The organism is Pelotalea chapellei (assembly GCF_018531195.1).
In the GTDB taxonomy this organism is placed as follows: domain Bacteria; phylum Desulfobacterota; class Desulfuromonadia; order Geobacterales; family Pseudopelobacteraceae; genus Pelotalea; species Pelotalea chapellei.
Genome location: NZ_JAHDYS010000013.1, coordinates 106,616 through 126,619, shown reverse-complemented (window position 1 = coordinate 126,619; position 20,004 = coordinate 106,616). Strand labels below are relative to the sequence as shown.

18 protein-coding genes and 2 riboswitches are annotated in these 20,004 nt (G+C 49.8%); of the genes, 11 read left to right on the top strand and 7 right to left on the bottom strand.

The window, feature by feature from the left end; all coding sequences use genetic code 11:
• Positions 1–414: 414 nt before the first annotated feature.
• The 5 genes from KJB30_RS13795 to KJB30_RS13775 all read left to right on the top strand — a co-directional run bounded on the left by KJB30_RS13795 (position 415) and on the right by KJB30_RS13775 (position 5,539).
• Positions 415–840, top strand: coding sequence for a C-GCAxxG-C-C family protein (locus KJB30_RS13795; RefSeq protein ID WP_214300288.1), 426 nt, complete (start codon positions 415–417; stop codon positions 838–840).
• A 171-nt stretch (positions 841–1,011) separates the two neighbouring features.
• A riboswitch (molybdenum cofactor riboswitch) is annotated at positions 1,012–1,131 on the top strand.
• Positions 1,132–1,229: 98 nt separating this feature from the next.
• Positions 1,230–1,348: riboswitch (molybdenum cofactor riboswitch) on the top strand.
• Positions 1,349–1,490: 142 nt separating this feature from the next.
• Positions 1,491–2,783: a porin gene (locus tag KJB30_RS13790; protein ID WP_214300286.1), complete on the top strand. Its 1,293-nt coding sequence runs from the start codon at positions 1,491–1,493 to the stop codon at positions 2,781–2,783.
• A 109-nt stretch (positions 2,784–2,892) separates the two neighbouring features.
• Complete coding sequence (locus KJB30_RS13785; protein WP_214300285.1) at positions 2,893–3,747, top strand: ABC transporter substrate-binding protein; 855 nt, start codon at positions 2,893–2,895, stop codon at positions 3,745–3,747.
• Positions 3,747–4,445, top strand: coding sequence for an ABC transporter permease (locus KJB30_RS13780; protein ID WP_214300284.1), 699 nt, complete (start codon positions 3,747–3,749; stop codon positions 4,443–4,445). The genes KJB30_RS13785 and KJB30_RS13780 overlap by 1 nt, the downstream gene beginning before the upstream one ends.
• A complete protein-coding gene (locus KJB30_RS13775; RefSeq protein ID WP_214300280.1) occupies positions 4,442–5,539 on the top strand; it encodes an ABC transporter ATP-binding protein in 1,098 nt (365 codons plus the stop codon). Before KJB30_RS13780 ends, KJB30_RS13775 begins: the two co-directional genes overlap by 4 nt.
• A gap of 256 nt (positions 5,540–5,795) precedes the next feature.
• Here the strand turns inward: KJB30_RS13775 and KJB30_RS13770 are convergent, their stop codons facing one another.
• Positions 5,796–6,062 (bottom strand): HU family DNA-binding protein, encoded by a 267-nt coding sequence (locus tag KJB30_RS13770; protein WP_214300279.1) that lies wholly within the window; start codon positions 6,060–6,062, stop codon positions 5,796–5,798.
• Between the two features lie 360 nt (positions 6,063–6,422).
• Here KJB30_RS13770 and KJB30_RS13765 point away from each other — a divergent pair, with 360 nt between their 5' ends.
• The 3 genes from KJB30_RS13765 (at position 6,423) to KJB30_RS18255 (ending at position 8,502) form a co-directional block, all read left to right on the top strand.
• On the top strand, positions 6,423–7,112 hold the full coding sequence (locus KJB30_RS13765; RefSeq protein WP_214300277.1) for a hypothetical protein: 690 nt from the start codon (positions 6,423–6,425) through the stop codon (positions 7,110–7,112).
• A gap of 148 nt (positions 7,113–7,260) precedes the next feature.
• Entirely contained in the window at positions 7,261–7,878 is a 618-nt protein-coding gene (locus KJB30_RS13760; protein ID WP_214300275.1) for a PqiC family protein, read from the top strand.
• 489 nt (positions 7,879–8,367) lie between these two features.
• On the top strand, positions 8,368–8,502 hold the full coding sequence (locus KJB30_RS18255; RefSeq protein ID WP_281415650.1) for a hypothetical protein: 135 nt from the start codon (positions 8,368–8,370) through the stop codon (positions 8,500–8,502).
• Positions 8,503–8,801: 299 nt separating this feature from the next.
• On the opposite strand, the gene KJB30_RS13755 is transcribed toward KJB30_RS18255, so the two are convergent.
• Positions 8,802–9,134: a hypothetical protein gene (locus tag KJB30_RS13755; RefSeq protein ID WP_214300273.1), complete on the bottom strand. Its 333-nt coding sequence runs from the start codon at positions 9,132–9,134 to the stop codon at positions 8,802–8,804.
• Between the two features lie 350 nt (positions 9,135–9,484).
• Here KJB30_RS13755 and KJB30_RS13750 point away from each other — a divergent pair, with 350 nt between their 5' ends.
• The 3 genes from KJB30_RS13750 to KJB30_RS13740 all read left to right on the top strand — a co-directional run bounded on the left by KJB30_RS13750 (position 9,485) and on the right by KJB30_RS13740 (position 13,817).
• Positions 9,485–11,251: a cache domain-containing protein gene (locus KJB30_RS13750; protein ID WP_214300271.1), complete on the top strand. Its 1,767-nt coding sequence runs from the start codon at positions 9,485–9,487 to the stop codon at positions 11,249–11,251.
• Positions 11,252–11,424: 173 nt separating this feature from the next.
• The gene (locus KJB30_RS13745) at positions 11,425–12,804 is read left to right on the top strand and encodes a DUF4403 family protein (RefSeq protein WP_214300269.1); all 1,380 of its coding nucleotides are present in this window, start codon (positions 11,425–11,427) and stop codon (positions 12,802–12,804) included.
• Positions 12,805–12,869: 65 nt separating this feature from the next.
• Positions 12,870–13,817 (top strand): DMT family transporter, encoded by a 948-nt coding sequence (locus KJB30_RS13740; protein ID WP_214300260.1) that lies wholly within the window; start codon positions 12,870–12,872, stop codon positions 13,815–13,817.
• Positions 13,818–13,961: 144 nt separating this feature from the next.
• Here KJB30_RS13740 and KJB30_RS13735 read toward each other — a convergent pair whose 3' ends face one another.
• Genes KJB30_RS13735 through KJB30_RS13715 form a run of 5 tightly spaced genes read right to left on the bottom strand, consistent with a single transcriptional unit; the run spans position 13,962 to position 19,795 of the window.
• Positions 13,962–15,662, bottom strand: a complete 1,701-nt coding sequence (locus KJB30_RS13735; protein WP_214300258.1) for a putative bifunctional diguanylate cyclase/phosphodiesterase — start codon at positions 15,660–15,662, stop codon at positions 13,962–13,964.
• On the bottom strand, positions 15,659–16,033 hold the full coding sequence (locus KJB30_RS13730; RefSeq protein WP_214300256.1) for a response regulator: 375 nt from the start codon (positions 16,031–16,033) through the stop codon (positions 15,659–15,661). The genes KJB30_RS13735 and KJB30_RS13730 overlap by 4 nt, the downstream gene beginning before the upstream one ends.
• The gene (locus KJB30_RS13725; protein ID WP_214300254.1) at positions 16,002–16,841 is read right to left on the bottom strand and encodes a PAS domain S-box protein; all 840 of its coding nucleotides are present in this window, start codon (positions 16,839–16,841) and stop codon (positions 16,002–16,004) included. Before KJB30_RS13725 ends, KJB30_RS13730 begins: the two co-directional genes overlap by 32 nt.
• Positions 16,838–17,239 carry a response regulator transcription factor gene (locus tag KJB30_RS13720; protein WP_246545694.1) on the bottom strand — a complete coding sequence of 134 codons (402 nt, stop codon included), beginning with the start codon at positions 17,237–17,239 and terminating at the stop codon, positions 16,838–16,840. The genes KJB30_RS13725 and KJB30_RS13720 overlap by 4 nt, the downstream gene beginning before the upstream one ends.
• A gap of 33 nt (positions 17,240–17,272) precedes the next feature.
• Positions 17,273–19,795 carry a PAS domain-containing protein gene (locus KJB30_RS13715; RefSeq protein WP_214300252.1) on the bottom strand — a complete coding sequence of 841 codons (2,523 nt, stop codon included), beginning with the start codon at positions 19,793–19,795 and terminating at the stop codon, positions 17,273–17,275.
• Between the last annotated feature and the right edge of the window lie 209 nt (positions 19,796–20,004).

The window sequence follows — 20,004 nt, the reverse complement described above, 5'->3', positions numbered from 1 at the left end:
CCATGATCAGGGACAACCGCCGCTGGAACGATAGTTTTTATGCTTTCACTTGACAGAGAACACGGTTGCTCCGCGGGGCCTTCTCCGGTTGCGACGATCTAACTATTTTTGAACAACCTGTGATTTTCAGCAGACTCTTAGGCACCAATGTCATAGTTTTCCTGCTTTCCTCCGGAATACATATGAGGTCGTTGGCGAGGCTTTAATTGAGGTGCTGTAATGCTGACAAGTCTAGCACCGCACTCCGGACTGTCAAACTTACGGAGGGTGATTTCAGGTGCCTGCATCACTTCCAGTCTGCTTTGCAGATCATGGATTGCAACCGTGAAAATGCTTAAGCTTGAACCGCGAAGGCCAAAGAGGTAAAACTGTAAAACTACGAAGAGATATGCAGTGATTAAGCAGGAGGAGTAGATGTTCTGGTCTAAAAAAGTAAAACCGTCACTGGAAGGAATGGAGCTTGCCGAGGTGTGCCAACTGGAAGCTGAGGTGTTGTATCGCTCCGGAAAGTATCATTGTGCCGAAGCGGTGCTGGAAGTAATAAGAAAGCATTTCTCCCCCGAGACACCTGAGGCGCTGATTGGCACGGTTGCAGGTTTTGGGGGGGGCTCCGGAGCCGGATGTATTTGCGGAGCGGTATCAGGGGGCACTGTTGCGTTGGGTCTGGTGCTTCAGGACAAAAAAGTCACTGCTCACCTGACCAAAGAGCTGCATACCTGGTTCAAGGAAAAGTATGGAGTGACCTGCTGCAAGACCATTCGCCAGACACATAAAGGCATTTGTCCTGTCCTGACCGGAGAGGTGGCGGGGAAGATTGCGGAGATGTTGGGGAGGATATAAAATTGCCTTCCGTGTGATCTCATAATGCACGTACAAGTAGTGTCACCTGAGTGGGAAAGATGAAAAAATCATAATCAAATTATGTATACCTTGACTGATTGTACGTAATGCTGTAGTAGAGCCTACCTGCAGTTTGGGCATGGCAGAAGCCAAACCGACAAAAAACAAAAAAAATAACCAACTCTCCGAGCCGCTGCACCTACCAGGGAAACCCCTCATGGTGTACGGCCTATGGGTGCCGCGGGAAACGGCTGTGCCTTCCTTTTGAACAGGAGAATCTCGAATCTAACGAATAGCTATTCGTGCGTGCGGGACTCTTCCAACCGGAGAGTCCCTTTTTTTTTATTTCAATGGGATTGCATGCACTAGCCAACTGAACCGCTTACAATTTTGCAATAACTCTCCGAGCCGCCGCGCCTAAAAGGGAAATCCCCTCATGGTGCCCGGCCTATGGGTGTCGCTGGAAACGGCTGCGCCTTCCTTTTGAACAGGAGAATCTCGAATCGACGAATACTATTATTCGCACGTAGGGGACTCTTCTAACCGAAGGGTCCTTTTTTTTGTTTCAGCGCACTCAGGATTTGCCTGAATTGATGTTCATGAAATGTGCAGCACGGGGAAACCCGCATTTAATACCCAAGGAGGAAGTCGTGAAAAGAGGGATGTTGGCAGTCGCAGCGCTGGCCGCTGTATGTGTTTCCCAGAGTGCCGGGGCAAAGACACTTGAGGAAGTTTTGAAGGAAAAAGGGGTGATTACGGAAGAGGATTACAAGGAGGTTCAAAAAAACAGCCCAAGCAAATATAAGCTGGGCGAAGGTTTCAACTTCACCTCTTCTGATGGCAAGTTCAGCAGCTCAATCGGGGCTTCTTATCAGCTCCGTTATACTTTGATGGACCTTGACAATGTCAATGACACTGCTGCTAAGCAGGCGCAGGATTTCAGTAAATTTGAGCTGCGGCGCATAAAGCTGCTATTTAATGGTTATGCGTATTCCAAGAATCTGACCTACAAGATGTCCCTGAATTTCGCCAATATCGCCGGAGGAACTACCAACAATGGCGGGCTTCTGGAAGAAACCTGGATAAACTACCGGTTATTCGACGAACTTCAGTTTCGTTTCGGCCAGGATAAGGTCCAGTTCGGCAGGCAGTTCATTACTGCTTCCACGGCACAACAGTTTGTAGACCAGTCGATTGTTACAAATGCATTTGTACCGACTTATGATACGGGATTGATGGTGCATGGCAAGATTGCTGGTGGTATTTTCAACTACAACATCGCCGGCTTTGGTGGAGTCGGTCAGAATACCTACCGTACAACCAACGATAATGCCCTTGCTGCCCGGATTACCGTAAACCCTTTCGGTGAAATGAAATACTCCGAGTCCGATGTGGAATACAGCGATAAACCCTTGTTGTCAGTAGGTGCTAACTATTTCAGGGATACAATTTTTATTGGAGAGAGCAATAATCTCGGCTTTGCCAAGAGCACCGGATGGTACGGGATTGGTAGTCCTCTCATGACCGCTTCCCAGAAATTTAGTGCCGGTGAGTCCCTTGATTTTAATACCTTTGGCATTGATACGGCCTTCAAGTGGCGCGGGCTATCTGTAACTGGTGAATATTTCTCCGGCGAGGCAGATGGACAGCAATCCCGGCACAAACTGCGTGCAGAAGGTTTCTATGCTCAGGCTGGTTATTTCGTGATCCCGAAGAAAGTTGAACTTGCCTATCGTTTTTCATATCTTGATCCTAACCGCGACGTGCTGAACGATCATTGGACAGAGAACGCAGTGGCGGCATCATGGTATATCAATAACCACAACCTCAAACTTCAGGCTGATTATACCAACGTCCATAAACAGTCTGGAATTGCATCCACCAAAGGTGCAAACCCGACTGACGACAACCAGGTCAGATTCCAGGCTCAAATTTTGTTCTGATCTGCAGGTGTGGCAGGAATTCAACTGGTGCAGGAGATATTCCTGCACCAGAGAGTGGCGGGCCAGCCAGGTAAAATAGAAACTATTATTGTGAACGAAGGAGAACACAATGAACCGATTTAAAAAGATGTGGTGTGCTGTTGTTGTGGTGCTTACATTCATCGTCGGTGCCGCTTCCCTGGCGGCGGCAGCGCCTAAGGCGCTGATTCTCGCGACCACTACCAGCACACAGGATTCGGGCCTGCTTGATGTGCTGATCCCGGCTTTCGAGAAACAGAGTGGCTATTTTGTCAAGACCATTGCGGTCGGTTCCGGTCAGGCCATGGCCATGGGAAAGAAAGGCGAGGCGGACGTGCTGCTGGTGCACTCACCCGATGACGAGAAGAAATTCATGGTGGAAGGGTTCGGGGTTAACAGACGACTCGTCATGCATAACGATTTCGTGATTGTCGGACCCCCAAATGATCCGGCAAAGCTTCGCGGTACGAAGACATCGGCCGAGGCAGTCAAAAAGATTGCTCACTCCGGTTCATTGTTCCTGTCGCGGGGGGACAACTCGGGCACCCATGCCAAGGAGAAAAAGCTCTGGAAAGCCGCGGGCATCAATGCCGAGGGGCAGAAGTGGTACCAGCAGACAGGACTCGGCATGGGAGAAACTCTCAATGTAGCTGCCGAGAAGAAGGGCTACGCCCTGACCGACCGCGGGACGTATCTCGCCCTGATAAAAAGGCTGCGTCTGGAGATCCTCGTGGAAGGCGACCCCTCGCTGCTCAATGTCTATCACGTGATTGAGGTGAATCCGGTAAAGTGGTCGAAAGTTAACGTTGCAGGGGCCAAAGCATTTGCCGACTTCATGGTCTCGCAGAAAGTCCAGAAAATCATCGGCACCTTCGGAGTAGACAAATTCGGTGCCCCTCTCTTCTTCCCTGATGCCGGGAAAAAACCTGAAACACTGGGACTGTAGTGGACCTCATCATTGAAGGCATCGCCAAGGCAATTGCTCTGATCGTCACCCTTGATCCGGAAGTGCTGAACATCACCTGGCTCTCACTTAAGGTATCAGGGTGCGCCACACTGATCAGTCTCTTTTTGGGCATTTCCTTCGGCACAATGCTGGCGCTTGCCGATTTCCCCGGCAAGCGCCTGCTGGTGAGTATCGTCAACACCGGCATGGGTCTGCCGCCGGTCGTGGTTGGCCTTTTTGTCACCATTTTTCTCTGGCGTAACGGACCGCTCGGCTTCCTGGAGATACTCTACACCCCTGGCGCCATGATCCTTGCCCAGGCCATTATCGCAACTCCCATCGTCACAGGCATTACCGTCGCCTCAATCCAGAACCTTCCCGCGAACCTGAAACTTCAGATTCTTGCCCTCGGCGCCAGCCGCGGACAAATGGTCTGGATGCTGATCAAGGAGGCACGTCTTCCTCTGCTCGCCGGAGTCATGGCCGGCTTTGGCGGGGTCATTTCCGAGGTGGGAGCTTCCATAATGGTGGGGGGCAACATCAAGGGATATTCGCGGGTCTTAACAACCGCAACAGTAATGGAAGCCGGCCGCGGCAATTTCGATGTGGCAATCGCACTGAGCCTGATTTTGCTGCTGCTCTGTTTTGCGATCAATTACCTGCTTACACGAATCCAGCAGAGGGAGCGTCCACGATGATTGATACGGCCATGCTCCTGGAAGCAAGAAATCTATCGGTAAAGCGTGGCGGAGTTCAGGTGTTGGATGTTCCTGAATTTTATCTCCGTGAACGGGAAGTGCTGTCGCTGATCGGGCCGAACGGTTCGGGCAAGTCGACGCTTCTGTTAACCCTTGCCTGTCTGCTTCAACCCATAACGGGGGATGTACTGTATCGGGGAGAGCAGATCGTCTCCGAGCGGTCCAAGCTGTTATACCGTCGCCGGTTGGCCATGGTCTTCCAGGAACCGCTGCTGTTTGATGCGACGGTATTCGATAATGTGGCTGCGGGTTTGAAAATTCGTCGCATGACGCGACGGGAGATTGACAGGCGGGTAATGGAGACCCTTGAGCTGGTTAACATGGTGGCATTTGCAAAGCGCTCCGCACGCAAGCTGTCAGGCGGAGAAGCTCAGCGGGTGAGCCTGGCGCGCGCCTTTGCCATAAAGCCTGAAATGATCTTCCTTGATGAGCCGTTTTCCGCACTGGATCCCCCGACGCGTCTGGCTCTTACCGAGGATCTGGAAGGGATTCTTCGTGAAACAGGGACCACGGCAATCGTGGCAACCCATGACAGGCTGGAGGCGCTGCGCCTGTCAAACAGGATGGCAGTAGTGAGTGGTGGAAAGATCGTTCAGAGCGGATCCCCGGTGGATGTGATGCATCGTCCCGCCAATGAGTTGGTCGCAGCCTTTGTCGGGATGGAAAATGTACTCAGCGCCGAGGTGCAGGCAGCCTCAGTTGGTATGCTCACTCTGTCGATCGGGAAACAGCTGATTGAGGTTGCAGGTAACGGATCACCGGGAGAGATGGCTGTGTTTTGCATCCGACCCGAAAATGTAACCATCACCACCGACAATCCGGGGGGGGCAACCAGCGCACGAAACGTATATCCATCAACCATTACAAGGATCATCCCCATGGGGGTCTACAACAAGATCTGGCTGGACTGCGGCTTTTCCCTGGTGGCATACCTTACGCCGCAATCCGTCGGCACACTGCACCTTGAAGTGGGAAAACAGGTCCACGTTTCTTTCAAGGCAGCTTCGGTTCACCTCATACGTATTGGAGACTAGAGGGCTGTCGGACTTAGGAAACCGTAGCGAAAAGTCTGACAGGCTCCTGATGTTGTTTCAGGTCCACCGCTTCTTTCGCCAGGGGGCAGAAATATAGCAATAAGTGCAGGGTTGGGCTGCCATTTTTGGTGGTCCGTTTTTTTTTCTGCTTTAAATCTTGAGTTGGGAAGGTTAGTGAGGAAGGGCTGCCGGCGGGGATGCTGGAGAAAGCTGCGCCGGTTAAGCGCAGCTTTCTCGAAATAGATTAAACCTGTTTTTAGAGGCCTTTCAAATCTTTGCCTGCTGCAAACTTACCACTTTTGGATGCGGCGATCTGAAGCTCAGCACCGGTCTGTGGGTTGCGGCCTTTACGGGCAGCACGTTCTGAAACGCTGAAAGTACCGAAGCCTGGGAACGTAATCTTGCCACCTGCTTTGAGTGTTTCTGCGACAGTTGCCACGAAAGCGTCAACAGCCTCAGCTGCGGCAGCTTTGGTAAGCCCGGTTTTCTCTGCTACTGATGCGATGAATTCACCTTTTGTCATGTTCGCTCCTTGTGTTGAAGAAAATAAAATTTAATAGGGTTGCGGTTTTTAACATAGATATCTTGCTGGGTCAACGAACATCATGGTTTTTTCGCTGTCAGAAAAGGAGTTATGTGAAAAAAACAGTTGATCTGTCCCTAAACCTCATTTTTGACCATTAAAAAGCATTCATAACCTCTCTCCTTGCTAACTGCCGCGTCCACCTTTCCACCTACGATAAAACCTTCGCTCTTTGACTTGCGTCAATAGTCGCGTTCCAAGGAATGGTATTATCATTGTCAGCTGAGGTTATATAACGACCTGGAAGTTATCTGAACGTGGTTAAAAATTTAGTTTTTAAAGCGAATTTAAAGGATATCTATGAAACTCATTATCCGCAGCACTTTGCAACTCACATTTATCATGCTTCTTATGGCTCCGCTGCCGGCGCTGGCCATACCTGCAATCACTTGTCACTGTTTCACCGACCGCTCCTATGATCCTGCACGCCCAACCATGGCGGATCCTTACTTTTTAGCTACCAGTCAGAACTCTTTCTTTGCGGCTGCCTTTAAGATCGATAAAAAGATGATCGTTATGAAGAAACAAAGGGGCGTATCTGCAACTGATCTTTGGGTTTCGCACTGGTTGGCGTCCAAAACCGGCACCGACCCGGAGTCGCTGTTACAGGCGCGAAAGACCAAAGCAACATGGCAGCAGGTAATAACTCCACTGCGAGTTCCTGAGAAAGCCATAGGAAAACAGTTTGCTGAAGCATTAAAAGCTAATGCCGCTGATGACCGCCTTGCTGATCTCGTGGTTGATGAATTGTTGTTGCGTTTCCGGTTGTATGGGGAAGCGGAGTTGGGAACGATGCGCAAAGCCGGCGCAGGAAATCAGGAGATCATACTTGCCTCCCTGATTGCTTTCAAAACTCGGCAGCCACCTTCAGCCCTGTATCATGAAGTAAAAAAAGGCTCTAAAAGTTGGGGAACACAACTTACCTACGCGGACATCGCTCCTGCGGAAATTCAGAAGGAATATGAGGGCCTGATTAATCGTAACAGATAGATCACTTCTGTAACTGCTGTACCTCCGCATCAAGGTCTTACTCTCTGGGAGGTAGCTAGACTCTTCTGTTAACCCGGATATTATTTAAGAGCGAGAAGTGGAGTTGGTTGTTCTGATCCCCCAGGTGCGTTGCTTTCGGGAGGTTGATATGGATGTCGTCTGCTTGCGAACTTTTTCAGTCGCTGTTGCCTTTGTCATCATGCTTACCGGTTGCACACGATCTCCGTCTGCCAAATTTTACACATTGACCCCGCTTGCCCCTCAGGAGACCCTGCCATCCGTCCAGAAAGCACCGGTTGCAGTCAAAGTCATGCCGGTCACAATTCCCGATTATCTGGACCGCCCGCAGATTGTTACGCAAACGGGTACCAACTCTCTTAAAACAGCCGAATTCAACCGTTGGGCCGGCTCGTTGCGCAATGGTATTTCTGCTGTGCTGGCGGAAAACCTTGGGCTGCTGCTTGGGTCTGATCAAGTTTCTGTACATCCGGGAATTGGCAGCAAGAAAGTCGATTACTCAGTAAACATGCAAGTGGTGAGACTAGATGCCCTGCCGGGCGATAAGGTGTTTCTCAAGGTGCAATGGATTGTCTCGCCGGGGCAGGAGGGTAGGGGGCCAGCTCCACAAACCCGAACTTTTTCCGAGCGGCTGAGTGACAGTAGTTATGAAACCTTGGTAACAGGCATCAGCAAAACGCTGGAACAGGCAAGCCGTGAGATTGCAGGGGAGATCAGCGGCTTGCGGAACGAAAAGTCAGATAAGTAGCGCTGGAGTGGCTTTCGTCTAGCTGAATCCCATGTATCGATACTCAAGCAGTAAGGCCGGCAACCTGTTACAAGTTGCCGGCCTTATTGTTATCGTTTTTCAACAACGCCTTGCTCTAACCCATCGAATTATTTTCTGCCGGTTTTTCTAATCCCGGTGCCCCCCATGTCTTCCATGTTCTCCATGTCCGTCACGATGACCACCACCATCCCAGTGATCGTCACTGCGGCCCCCATCACCGTAACAGAATGGCCAGATACAGATACAACCCGATACCGTCAGCACGACTAAAATAAGCAGCGTCCAATATAAAAATAATCGTTTTTTCATTGGCATTCTCCTTTGTTGCAAAGCAGTACTACCTAAAGTATCTGACAATTTTTACATTCCGCAAGACTGCAGCATCCGTCTGGAAATGGGTGCCAGAAGTAACGGTAGCAGGCATGCCGGGCAAATTCGAGATTATGGCAATAGCAGGAGAAAGAAGATTTGAAGGCAAAGGTTTGTCTGGTTGATTGGGAACTTGATCCGGTCAGGTTCGAAGCAGGTAAGGGAAAAGATGGTCAGGCTGGTAATGCCTTCTTCAACTCCGCTGCAATCAGCGGAGTTTGCATTGTCTTGTAAGTTTAATCAGGCTTGCCGATTTTTTTGTACAGCCAAGGTGTCAATACAAGCACAAGCAGCACTGTTGCTGTGGTGGAACCAACTATTAATCCGATAAGCATCAATTCAAAGTTTTCCATTTTGATAACCCTCTACCTGATATGTCAAAGCCTTTGGGTGCATCTGATAACTGATTATAAGGCTTTTAGCGGTAACAGCACAACCCGGATCATAGTCATTGACAAGGTTGGCGAAAGATTGATTGTCGGTGGGATGGTCAAAATGAAAGGGGGCGGCATGAGCCGCCCCTCGTATAAGATTTATCGGTACTCGCGATACCGTGGTGCCTCGTGTGACCATCCACGCCTCTCACCGTAATCGCAGGATTGTCTCTCATAATAACGATCATGACTGTGCCGTCGGTTTTCGTAGACAACCACCGGTCGGGGATCTCGGTAGACTACGGTAGTCTGAGGCACGTAATGCGGCCTTTGCTCATAGACAACTGGCGTCGGGGCAATTGTCACTGCCAGTGTTGAAAGAATGGTGGCCGGAAGCCACAGCGGATTCAGGATTCCGCCAGGAACGTTGCCGGCATAGGCTGTACTGGCCAGCATGCTTGAGATCAGTGTTATTACTATTACCTTTTTCATAACGGCCTCCTGTGATGTGTGTGTTGTCAAATAGTCTTACATAACGCATGCCAAAGAATGGAACTCTTCCAAGTGCCTGAATTGTCTTAAAACCTAGACTGTGTCTGCAGGATTGCGGCTGATTTCAACCTCAATTGCGGCATACATTAGTTGTTTTGGTCCTGCAATGCTGATTTGCAGCGGTCTGTTGTCCCCCCCCGAAACTATTGATCTTGATCCCGCTTACTTGTTGTCCGGATGGTTTAACATCCCGGCTTCCCTGATATAGTTAATGGAGAAATTCCAGTTAATTACCTCAGCGAACAAGGTGTTTTTCATAAAGATCATGCTGCAACATTATAGAGGTCATGATGAGACCGGCAAAAAAATACATTCTGATCAACACCCTTATTGCACTGGCAGTTTTGATTACCTATTCGCTGGTTGCCGTTGCACGGTTTCAAGACGAACAGCAGAATGAAGCAGCCAGAGAGCTGGAACGTTCGCTGGCAACAATGAAAGAACTGCTTGCTGCAAAGGGAGAATTGAGAAAGGTGAACGGTACACTCATGGCGGGTGATTATGTCATTAATGGAAATTATGAGATTCCGGATATTATCGAAGAGATATTCGAGGGAGCGGCAACAATCTTTCTTGATGATGTTCGGATTTCGACCAATATCCGCACCAGTGATGGAAAGAGGGCAACAGGCACCAGGCTGCAAGGCCCCCCTTACCAGACTGTTATCAAGGAAGGCAGGCGGTTCACGGGCGAAGCCTTGATTTTAGGGGTGCCTTATCTGACGGTGTACGAACCCATCAGAGATCAAAATGGGAAATTGATCGGCATCCTGTTTGCGGGAGTAAAGAAAAGTGTGCTCATCGTTACGCTTCATCATCTGAAGACGCAGCTGTATCTGCTACTGCTTGTGCTGATATTGGTCATGGCCATTCCTGCGATTTTAATCACTCGTCTTACTTCAAGGGAGGAAGAGGCTCGACATGCCCAGGTCAAATTTCTTCAAACCCTTATGGATACTATTCCCAATCCTATTTTTTATAAGGATATTCATGGAAGGTTTTTGGGTTGCAATAAAGCAACCGAAAATGCTCTTGGAGTGCCCAGAGAACAGTTGATTGGAAAGACGGTTGCCGATGTGATCGGAGGGGAACCGGGAGAAATACACCGCCGAACGGATGACGAGGTGATAAGTAAAAGCGAAATACAGATGTACGAGGCAAAGCTCACCCTGAAGGATGGAAACCTGCACGATGTCGTTTTCTATAAGGCGGCTTTTCCAGATGCTGTAAAAGGGGTTGGTGGTATTATCGGAACGTTCGTCGATGTGACGGATATCAAAAATTTTGAAAGGGCGCTAAGAGAGGAAGCTGAGTCGAGATGCCTGCATGTGGCTGCTCTGGCCGAAAAGGACAAGATGCTGATGCAACAGAACCGGCAGGCAGTAATGGGCGAAATGATCGGAAACATAGCTCACCAGTGGCGGCAACCTCTCAACACGCTGGCTCTGATTTTTCAGGAATTGCTGATTACCTATCAGGGGGGCGGGTTCACCGAGGAGTACCTTGCGACCAGAACAGGCAGGATCAAGGATCTCATTCACCACATGTCTGAAACGGTGGACGAGTTCACGAAATTTTTTCGTCCGGGGAAGGCGGCCGCTCCCTTCATGCCGAGCCAGGTCATAACCAGAACCCTTGGGCTAATAGAAGCCAGCATGAAGAATATAGAGATAGAGATCAGGATGAATGTTACCGCCGATGCCGAAGTGGTCGGCTACTCCAATGAATATTCGCAGGTCATTTTGAATGTGATCATGAATGCCCGGGACACCTTTTGCGAACGTGAAATACCATTGCCACGCATTATCCGGATTGATGTCACTACTTCAGCGGCTTCTTCGCTCGTGACCATAACGGATAATGCCGGAGGCATTCCAGATAACATTCTCGCTCATATATTCGACTCATATTTCACCACCAAAGAATCCACGGGCACCGGCATCGGTCTTTACCTTGCCAGAACGATTATTGAGAAAAACATGAACGGCATTTTGAGCGGTCAAAATACAGTGGATGGCGCAGCTTTTCGAATAGAAGTGCCTTTAAAAGGAAGCTAACCCCATGCAGTCACAAGCAGCGATACCACCCGCGGTCGCTCTAAAAGCCCATGTGAACCCGTTTGACAAGGCGGGTTTTTTGTTGTCAGCAGTTCTGGAACACATATAAAGTTTCCGGATTAGAGACACTTTCCTGCTATAGTGACACCACTGCAAACATTCCAGGGAAAAACATGAAGCCTCTGTGCACCCGTAAATCCATAGTAAGCGCCTCAATACTGGTATCCCTGACTGTGCTGGTCTTCTGCGTATCAAGCGCCAATGCAGGAGGTGTCCTTACAGCGGAGCCCCCCAAAGAGGCAGCTTTTCGTAAAGAGTTGAAGAAAGATCTATCGACCTTCAATATCACCGTGGAGGTGACGGAACATGATCTTGCCAGTAACCTGAACCGGATCATCCCCAAGGAACTTTACCAGGGATCAGCAACGGTCAGTGGATTAACCACATCGATTCTCAGAAACGGTCCCATAGTGGTAAGTGCAGCAGATAACTATCTGTATGTCACCCTGCCGGTCACCATCTCGCTGCATTTCGGTACCTTCGAATCCCCTAAAATTGCCAATAAGCTTAAGTTTAGAATGAACGCCGGGATCAGCCCTGACTGGAAGATCAAGGCGGATGTTTTTTACCTGGGACTCAGTGAACTCCTTGCGGATAGGGTGGGGATAGGGCCGGTTTCCATAAAACCACGCAATGTCGTGGATGGAATCATCCAACCGGTACAACGCATTCTGTCAGATCTGGTAAGTCAAAAACTTAACGAGCAATATCCTCTGAAGGCACAGATAACAGCGGTGTGGAACTCGGCATACAAGCCGATTCTGCTGGATAAAACCAACAGCGCGTGGTTGCGGCTTACCCCTCGTGACGTACTGATGTACCCGTTTTACGCTCAGAAGGGTCTGGCCAAAATCAACCTTGGGCTTACCTCTTTTGCTGAACTGGTAGTAGGGCCGGAACCACACGAAGGCACACCGCTGCCACTTCCTGCCCTGAAGCTTGCCCAGGGTGCAGACCGAACATTTCATGTGATCCTTAACACCGAGCTGTTCTACAAAGATGTGCGCAGTATCGCTCTACCTCTTCTGCTCAACAGGGAACTGGGCAGTGACGGGAAAAGCATTATCCTTAAGGATCTCGAACTGTACGGTAACGGCGATCGGCTTGTTATCAAGGTAGAAGCAACCGGATCCCTGGAAGGGCTTTTCTTTCTCCATGGCAGACCGGTTTTCAACTCCCAGACCAACCTTTTTTCAGTTGAAGATGTGGATTTTGAAATGGAAACCAGGGATCTGCTGCTGCAATCAGCAGACTGGTTTCTGCATAGCACCATTAGAAGCAGCATTCAGGAAAAACTCAATATTGACCTTACCCAGCGCCTGACGCAGGTTCGAGAGATGGCCGGCAAAGCGATGGAGCGTTATAAGTTGGGGGAAAATTTGTATCTGACGGGGACAGTGAGAACAATACAGCTCAGCGATGTACTGGTGCAGCAGGACAGGTTATTAATCCAGGCGAATGCAGAGGGTGAAACAACCATTCTTTTCAAGTAGGGGCGACCGGCCGGTCGCCCCTACTTTCAAGTTAGTTTAACTGAAATCAAGGGAATACAGTCACAATGACCGAAAATAAGTTACCACTGCAAAATGTAGGACCTGGCGGGGTTTGGTATGTGCTGGCAGCAGCTGTGTTGTGGGGAACCACTGGCACCTCTCAAGGATTAGCGCCTGCAGGAGTTGCATCGACCACCATTGGGGCAGTACGCCTGGTCGTCGGGGGGCTGGCTCTGTTGACGCTGGCAATACTTCGAGGCAGCTTTAAAGGAGGCAAGCGTTGGCCGATATTTGGCACGCTAATCTCTGCTTTTTTCATAGCTGGTTATCAACTTTGTTTTTTTGCAGGTGTAGCTCGTACCGGCGTTGCTGCCGGAACTATGGTAGCAATCGGTACCGCCCCAGTAGCTGCCGGAATATTGGGGTATCTGATCCGACGAGAACATGGTGGCCTCCGCTGGATGGCAGCTACACTTCTGTCGGTGGTCGGCTGTATCCTTCTAGCAGCCGGTGGTGGAGGGCTTCAGAACAATGCGATAGGTATTGTGCTGGCATTGGGGGCCGGGCTTTCCTATGCTGCCTACACGGTAAGCATTAAAGGGCTGTTGGATCAACATGCACCCGATGCTGTCATGGCAGTTGTGTTCTGTCTGGCAGCACTGTTATTGTCCCCACTGCTTTTTACATCATATCTCGGCTGGCTGGCTGAACCGCGTGGAATGGCTGTGGCACTGCACTTGGGTGTTCTGGCGACAGCGGTTTCTTACGGACTCTTTGCCCGAGGGCTGAAAAGCATCAACGTAGGTACAGCCGCCACCCTTTCACTCGCAGAACCATTTACCGCGGCAATATTGGGCGTGGTGATTTTGAGAGAACGTTTGGGCTTATTGCAGGTGTCGGGTGTAGTGTTGCTATTCAGTGGGCTGATCTTTTTGGCACTCGGAGAGAAAAAAGCAAAAAAAATGAAGCTGGCAGACACTGAAAACCTTATAGAAAAAGTACCGAACTTCTGATCTTTGGATACAAAAACCGATTTTCAGTCAGTGAGAGAGCTTGAGATTGACATGGTCCATTCTTAGACGGTATCCGCTAAAATACTGCAGCAATTCCCCTCCAGTTACAAAGTTTTTCCCTGCCTTTTGTATGTCTGTTTACCGTTATTCTCTGCAGAATTCCAGAAATGATTGCGGAGAAAGTGGCTTGCTGAAGTAGTAGCCCTGGACCATCTGGCACTGGCAGCGAGCCAGATGCTGCAACTGGTCGTCGGTCTCGACCCCTTCCGCCACGACCCTTAATTTCATGCATTGAGCCATGCTGATGATCGAGTTGACTATGGCAGTGTTGTTCTGGTCGTGGGGTATCGTGGAGATAAAGCTGCGGTCGATCTTCAATTCGGTGACTGGCATCCTGCGCAGATAACTGAGTGAAGAATAGCCGGTGCCGAAATCATCGATTGAAAGTGAAATACCCAGATTTCGAAGTTTTGTGAGGGTAGTAATGTTCTCTTCGATATCATCCATGACAATACTTTCGGTCAGTTCAAGACAGAGACAATCAGGACTCATGCCTGTCTCTTCAAGAATTTTGACGATCGTCCCGGGCAGGGTGCCGGATTTGAACTGGGGGGCGGAGATGTTGACGGATAACGTGAAAGGGGGCAAACCAGCTTTTTGCCACTCGACATACTGAGTGCAGGCTTGTTTCAGAATCCACTCGCCCACTGGAATAATCAGCCCCGACTCCTCAAGTAGCGGAATGAAATCCGATGGTGGTACCAGGTTGCCGGCACTGCGCTGCCAGCGAACCAGCGTTTCAACACCGGCCATTCTGCCGCTGACCACATCTATCTGGGGCTGAAAGTGCAGGATGAATTCGTCGCGTTCCAGAGCGCGCCGCAAAGAGGTCTCCATCTCAATGCGCCCTCGTACATGTTCTCCAAAGGCGGGATCGTAAAACTGGACAGTAGTGCGACTGCGTTCACCTGATTTGCGGATGGCAATATTGGCGCACCTGAGCAGATCCTCAACCCCATTGCCATCACCTGGCCAGCGGGAGATCCCCAGATTTGCCGATACGAACAGCTCTTGTTCATGTGCCGCAAACGGCAGGCAGAAAGCATCCTTTATCAGGGAGACTAGATATTTGACCCGTGTATCACAAAAGATGGTCAGGATGGCAAATTCGTCTCCTCCCAAGTGGGCAAGAGTATCCCTGTTACTGCAGATGGCTTTGAGCCGCGTGGCTACCTGGCACAGCAGATTGTTGGCGATCTGATGGCCGAAGTTCGCATTAACAACCTTGAAGTTGTTCAGATCTATCAATATCAGACATAAACGTCGTCCCATCGCAGTCTGCTTTTGAAAGAGCTCACTCAGTTGCAAGCGATTGGGCAATCCTGTCAAAGCGTCATGCATTTGCAAATGGTTAAAAGCGTTTTTGTCTGTTTCGCTTGATTGCTGTTGCTTCTTCAACTCGTTTGCACGGCTAAGAACCGTGTGGCAGATATCCTCAAGTTGAGACAAGCGCAGCACCGGCTTGGTGATAAAATCCCATGCGCCGCGTTTCATGGCCTCGACCGCATCATTCACCATGCCGGTTCCCGAAAGGACAATGATCGGTGTGTGAGGGCTCTCCTCGCGCAAGAGCGGAATCAGGTCCAGCCCATGACCATTCTCCATGTTCAAGTCCGTGATGACGAGGTCCGGCCGGCGCTGTCTGAACAGGTTGAATCCCTCCTCGCCGCTGGCAGCCTCATGCACAATGAAGCCGCTATCTTCCAGATAATCCACGATACTCCGCCGCTGGCCTGCATCATCTTCAACCGTTAAAATTGAAATCGGAACAGATGGCGGTGTCATTGGCCAACCTTTACCAATTGCCGGATGGTGAGTGAGAATGATTTCAGCTCTACAATCGGCTTGTAAACCACGCCATGCCCCAACTTGCGTAGTCTTTCCGGCAGCTTGTAGGAGTTTTTGCCGGTATGGATCATGAAACGAGTGGCGGGATGAAAAGCTGACCCATTGGTAATAAGTTCTTCACCGTTCATGTCTCTCATATGCAGATCAACCAGTGCCACATCAATGTGGGTCGAGGCGAGCACCAGCAGAGCTTCCTGGCCGCCGGAAACGCAATGTACGGTAAAACCTTCATCTTCCAACCAGGTGGAAAGGCAGGTATTCACCAGTTGATCATCATCAACCAGCAATATTGATATGGGACGATTCATGCCGATCCTTGTTAGTGAAAGGTTTATTTAAGGTGGTTTTGTCTTCATGCCTGGAGGCGTGATCTGCTCCGGTATGGAAGGTGGCGTGAGTATCAGTCAGTCTGGTGATAATGTCCGTGACACGCATCCCTGCTGCTGAAATCATCTCCAGTAGTTCAAAAATGCCGCGCTGTTTCAGGTAGTGCTGCATCTTTTCAAAATCCAGACCTGTTTCGGCAGCGACTCGATCGTTTGCCGTCAGGCTTCCCGAGATCCGTCGCTCAATGTTCTGAATATTCTGCATGATGACGCCGAGCGGGTTATTGATGTGGTGCGCTACTCCGGCGGCCAATCCACCGGTCACCCTGGTTTTTTCCATCTGGATCGTGATCTCCTGCCGATGTTTTATCTCTGTTAAGTCGCGTACCGTTTCGATTGCGCCGGTAATAGCGCCCGAATCATCCACAAGATTGCGGGCTTTGGCCCAGAGGAACAGCCCTCCAACCGGAAGGTGCGTGACGAACATCGTGGCCTCGACAACATCGTTCGTGCGGCTGAAGTATTCGTAGCCTTCCTCCTGCTCCTGGTCGGATGCGATGGAAAGGTCTATCAACATGGGGCGGCGTGCGCCGTAGAAGGGGAGGGAATATTCGAAATTCCCTTTCCCGACCATGTCCTCTGATTTTACTCCGGTCAATTCCTCGGCAGCCTTGTTCCACGCAATGACGGTTCCGCTCGTGTCTATCGCCCATGTGGCGTCAGGCAGGAAGTCTGAGATCTGAAATAATTGTTCCTGGCGCTGCGGTGCCATTCCGATAGTGCGGTTCATTGTGCCAACTTCATCCCTTTCCGGAACAATGCAAGACTGTTTACCCTCTCAATCAGCTTCATCGGATCAAAGGGTTTCGTGACGTAGTCGGTAACATATTCCTGGATGCCTTCCATCTTGCAGTCCGGTTCACCCTTGGCTGTCAGCATGACGATGATGTTTCCGTCATATACGCCGCGCTTCACAATTTCCCGGATGGTGTCCCATCCATCCATGCCGGGCATCATCACATCCATCAGAATGATTCCGCGGAATCCATTTTCCAGATGCCTCAGGCATTCCTCGCCACCATCCGCGGCAACTGCCTGAATGCCTTCGAACTTGAAAAGAATATCGACCGATTCCCTGATGAATTCGTTGTCATCGACAATCATCACTTTAGTGCCCATGGTTTTCATGCTCCTCATGTGTAAGTTCGCCTTAAATTGATATTATTGCAGGGGCAAGGTAAAAAAGACTGTCATTCCAAATCCTTTGCCCTCGCTCTCTGCCCAAATGGTGCCATGGTGGTTGGCAATGATCCTCCTGCAGATTGAAAGGCCAAGCCCTGGAGAATCGAGATCATGTCGAGATCGATCCACTTTGAAAAATTCATCGAAGATGTTTTCCAGATCGGCGGGATCAACTCCAATTCCATTGTCGCGCACTGCTATGGTTATGGTGTTACCGGTCTGTCTGGCTCCAATCTGAACCACCTCCCCGGTTTGTGAGTGATGGACGGCATTGGTAATCAGATTGTTAAACAGTTCGATGAGCTGATCGGCAACAGCCACCACCACAAGTTCAGGCTCAATGTCATTTTCACACCTGATTTTTTTCTGGTCGAGAATGTCCCTGTTGCTATGAATGCTCGCTTCAACTATGCCAGCCAGCTTGATATATTCGAGCAATCCCGTGGTTGAGATAGACAGTTTGACGAGTTTAAGTGCTTTTTCTGTCAGTTCATTGATTGCCGCAATGCTCTTGCCGCAGATTTCAACCATCCGTTTCAAATCCGGATCCACAATCTTTTCTTTGATAAGAGGTATCAGTGCAAACAGCGGGGTAATCGGAGTTTTCAGGTCATGCCCCAGCTGAGTGACAAATGTCTCCATCATCCTGGAATGATGACGCTGGGCCTCAAGCCGTAACCGTACCTCTTCGGCATGTTTTTGATCGGTAATGTCCCGGAAGTACCAGATTCTTCCGTAATATTTTCCATCTTCATCAACCATTGAAGCTGAATAGCGGTCGATGATCACTCCCCCCTTGAACGCAATCTCGTCTCTACTGGAGGTGTCCTGATTCTCGTAAATAGAGGACACTTTTATCTGAAAACCTTGAGGGTCTTCCGCCAGCTCTGCAACAGCGTTAATAACCGGTCCGTGTAAGCCTGTTTCCAGCAGGGACGGGGGAATATGAGTTAATTCCAGGAATCTTTTGTTGTAGGAAATGATTTTGAAGTGTTGGTCAACAGCAAGGATTCCATCAATCGACGAGTTCAGTTGGGTCGATAACAGGAGGTTTCTGAAGCGTAATTCATCCTCGACACGCTTGTATTCGGTAATGTCGCGCATGGATTCTATGCCGCCAACCCTGTTGCCCAACTTGTCGAATAGCGGTGCTGCGGTTCCCCAGATATACCGGCTTTCTCGACCGTTAACCGACGGAATGCAGGTTTCCGTAAAGAGGGTTCGGCCGACCTTCTTGATATAGGGATACAGTTCGTCCGCGTTTATTTTTTCGAGGTCTGCATCAATCAGATCGATCAGGATGGGACGCCGCTCGCCATAGAACGGTTCGGCATAGGCATAATCCCCTTTTCCCATTACTTCATCCTTGCCGACTCCGGTCATTTTTTCGATTGCCAGGTTCCAGGCGATGACACGCTTGTCCTTATCAACGACAAACGTGGCGTCGGGAAGAAATTCAATGATATCGTTCAGCTGCTGATATGCATTTTTAATTTCTTCTTCAGCAGCCTTGCGCTCGGTAATATCCAGAATGACCCCGACCAACCCCTCAACCGCACCCTGTTGGGAGTGAAAGGGTGCCTTGTAGAAAATGACATCGTGGCGGGCACCGTCGGCAGATACCATGGAGCCTTCGTATTTCTGGATTCCCTGATTTTCGAAGAGTGTCTGGTCTTGTTGATGATACCGTTCGGCAAGATCCCGGGGCCACAGATCGAAACAGGTTTTGCCGATCAGCTGTTCCTGTCGCATTCCCACATATTCTTCGTATGCTTTGTTAAAACCGAGGTACCTGCCTTTCGCATCCTTGTAAAAAATGGGACTGGGAATGGTTTCCATCAAGGTTTTGAGGAAGTTGAGACTATTGGCCTCGGTCCGTTCGATTCTTCGGGTAAGTTTTAGCAACAGGAAAGTGGCAATCGCGAAACTGATCAGCAATACAGCCAGCATGATCATGATCGGTGTCTTGATTTGATCGAACTTTTCCTGGAAAGAAACCTTCTTTACCCCGACGAACAAGGCTCCAATGACCTTGCCGCTGTGGTCCTTGATCGGATCATATGCAGTCAGATAGGGATGGCCGAGAATAATGGCTTCCCCACGATACGGCCTGCCTTCTCCAAAAACTGCGGAATATGCCGGACCGATGAGACGTGTGCCAACGGCACGCTTTCCCTCGTCATCCATGACATTGGTCGATACCCGTATATCGCCCATAAAAACGGTTGCTACTCCGCCGAAAATTTTTTGTATTTTGTCGGGTACTTCAAAATTGGCATTAACAACATGATCACCAATCAGTAATTGCCCGCCAACTGACTTGAATTCTGTGCCTTTGTACTTGTAAAACTCCCAGAATGTCATGATGCATTTTTCGAGGTTTTTATGCTCTTGATGCAGATCTTCCGCATAAAAGCGGTTGAGTGAGAACATGGCAAAAACCACGATCATCAAGAGCGTAATCAAGCAATTTGACGCAATCAGTTTTGTAGTCGTTCGCATAGTTGGTCACTGTAAACAGAATCAGATTCTGTTTTAGAGGCAGATGTTAGGTTCAAATCCGAGTCTGGGATGCAGCTGCAGGGTGGCTGGTGCCTGTAACGCTTGTTTTTTAGCAGCAGGGCTTCCCCCCTCCCAACCTCCCCCTTTAGGCCCTGTGGGTCCGCTTGGGGGAGGAGTGTGTTCCCTCCCCAGGAGGGTTAGGGTCAGGG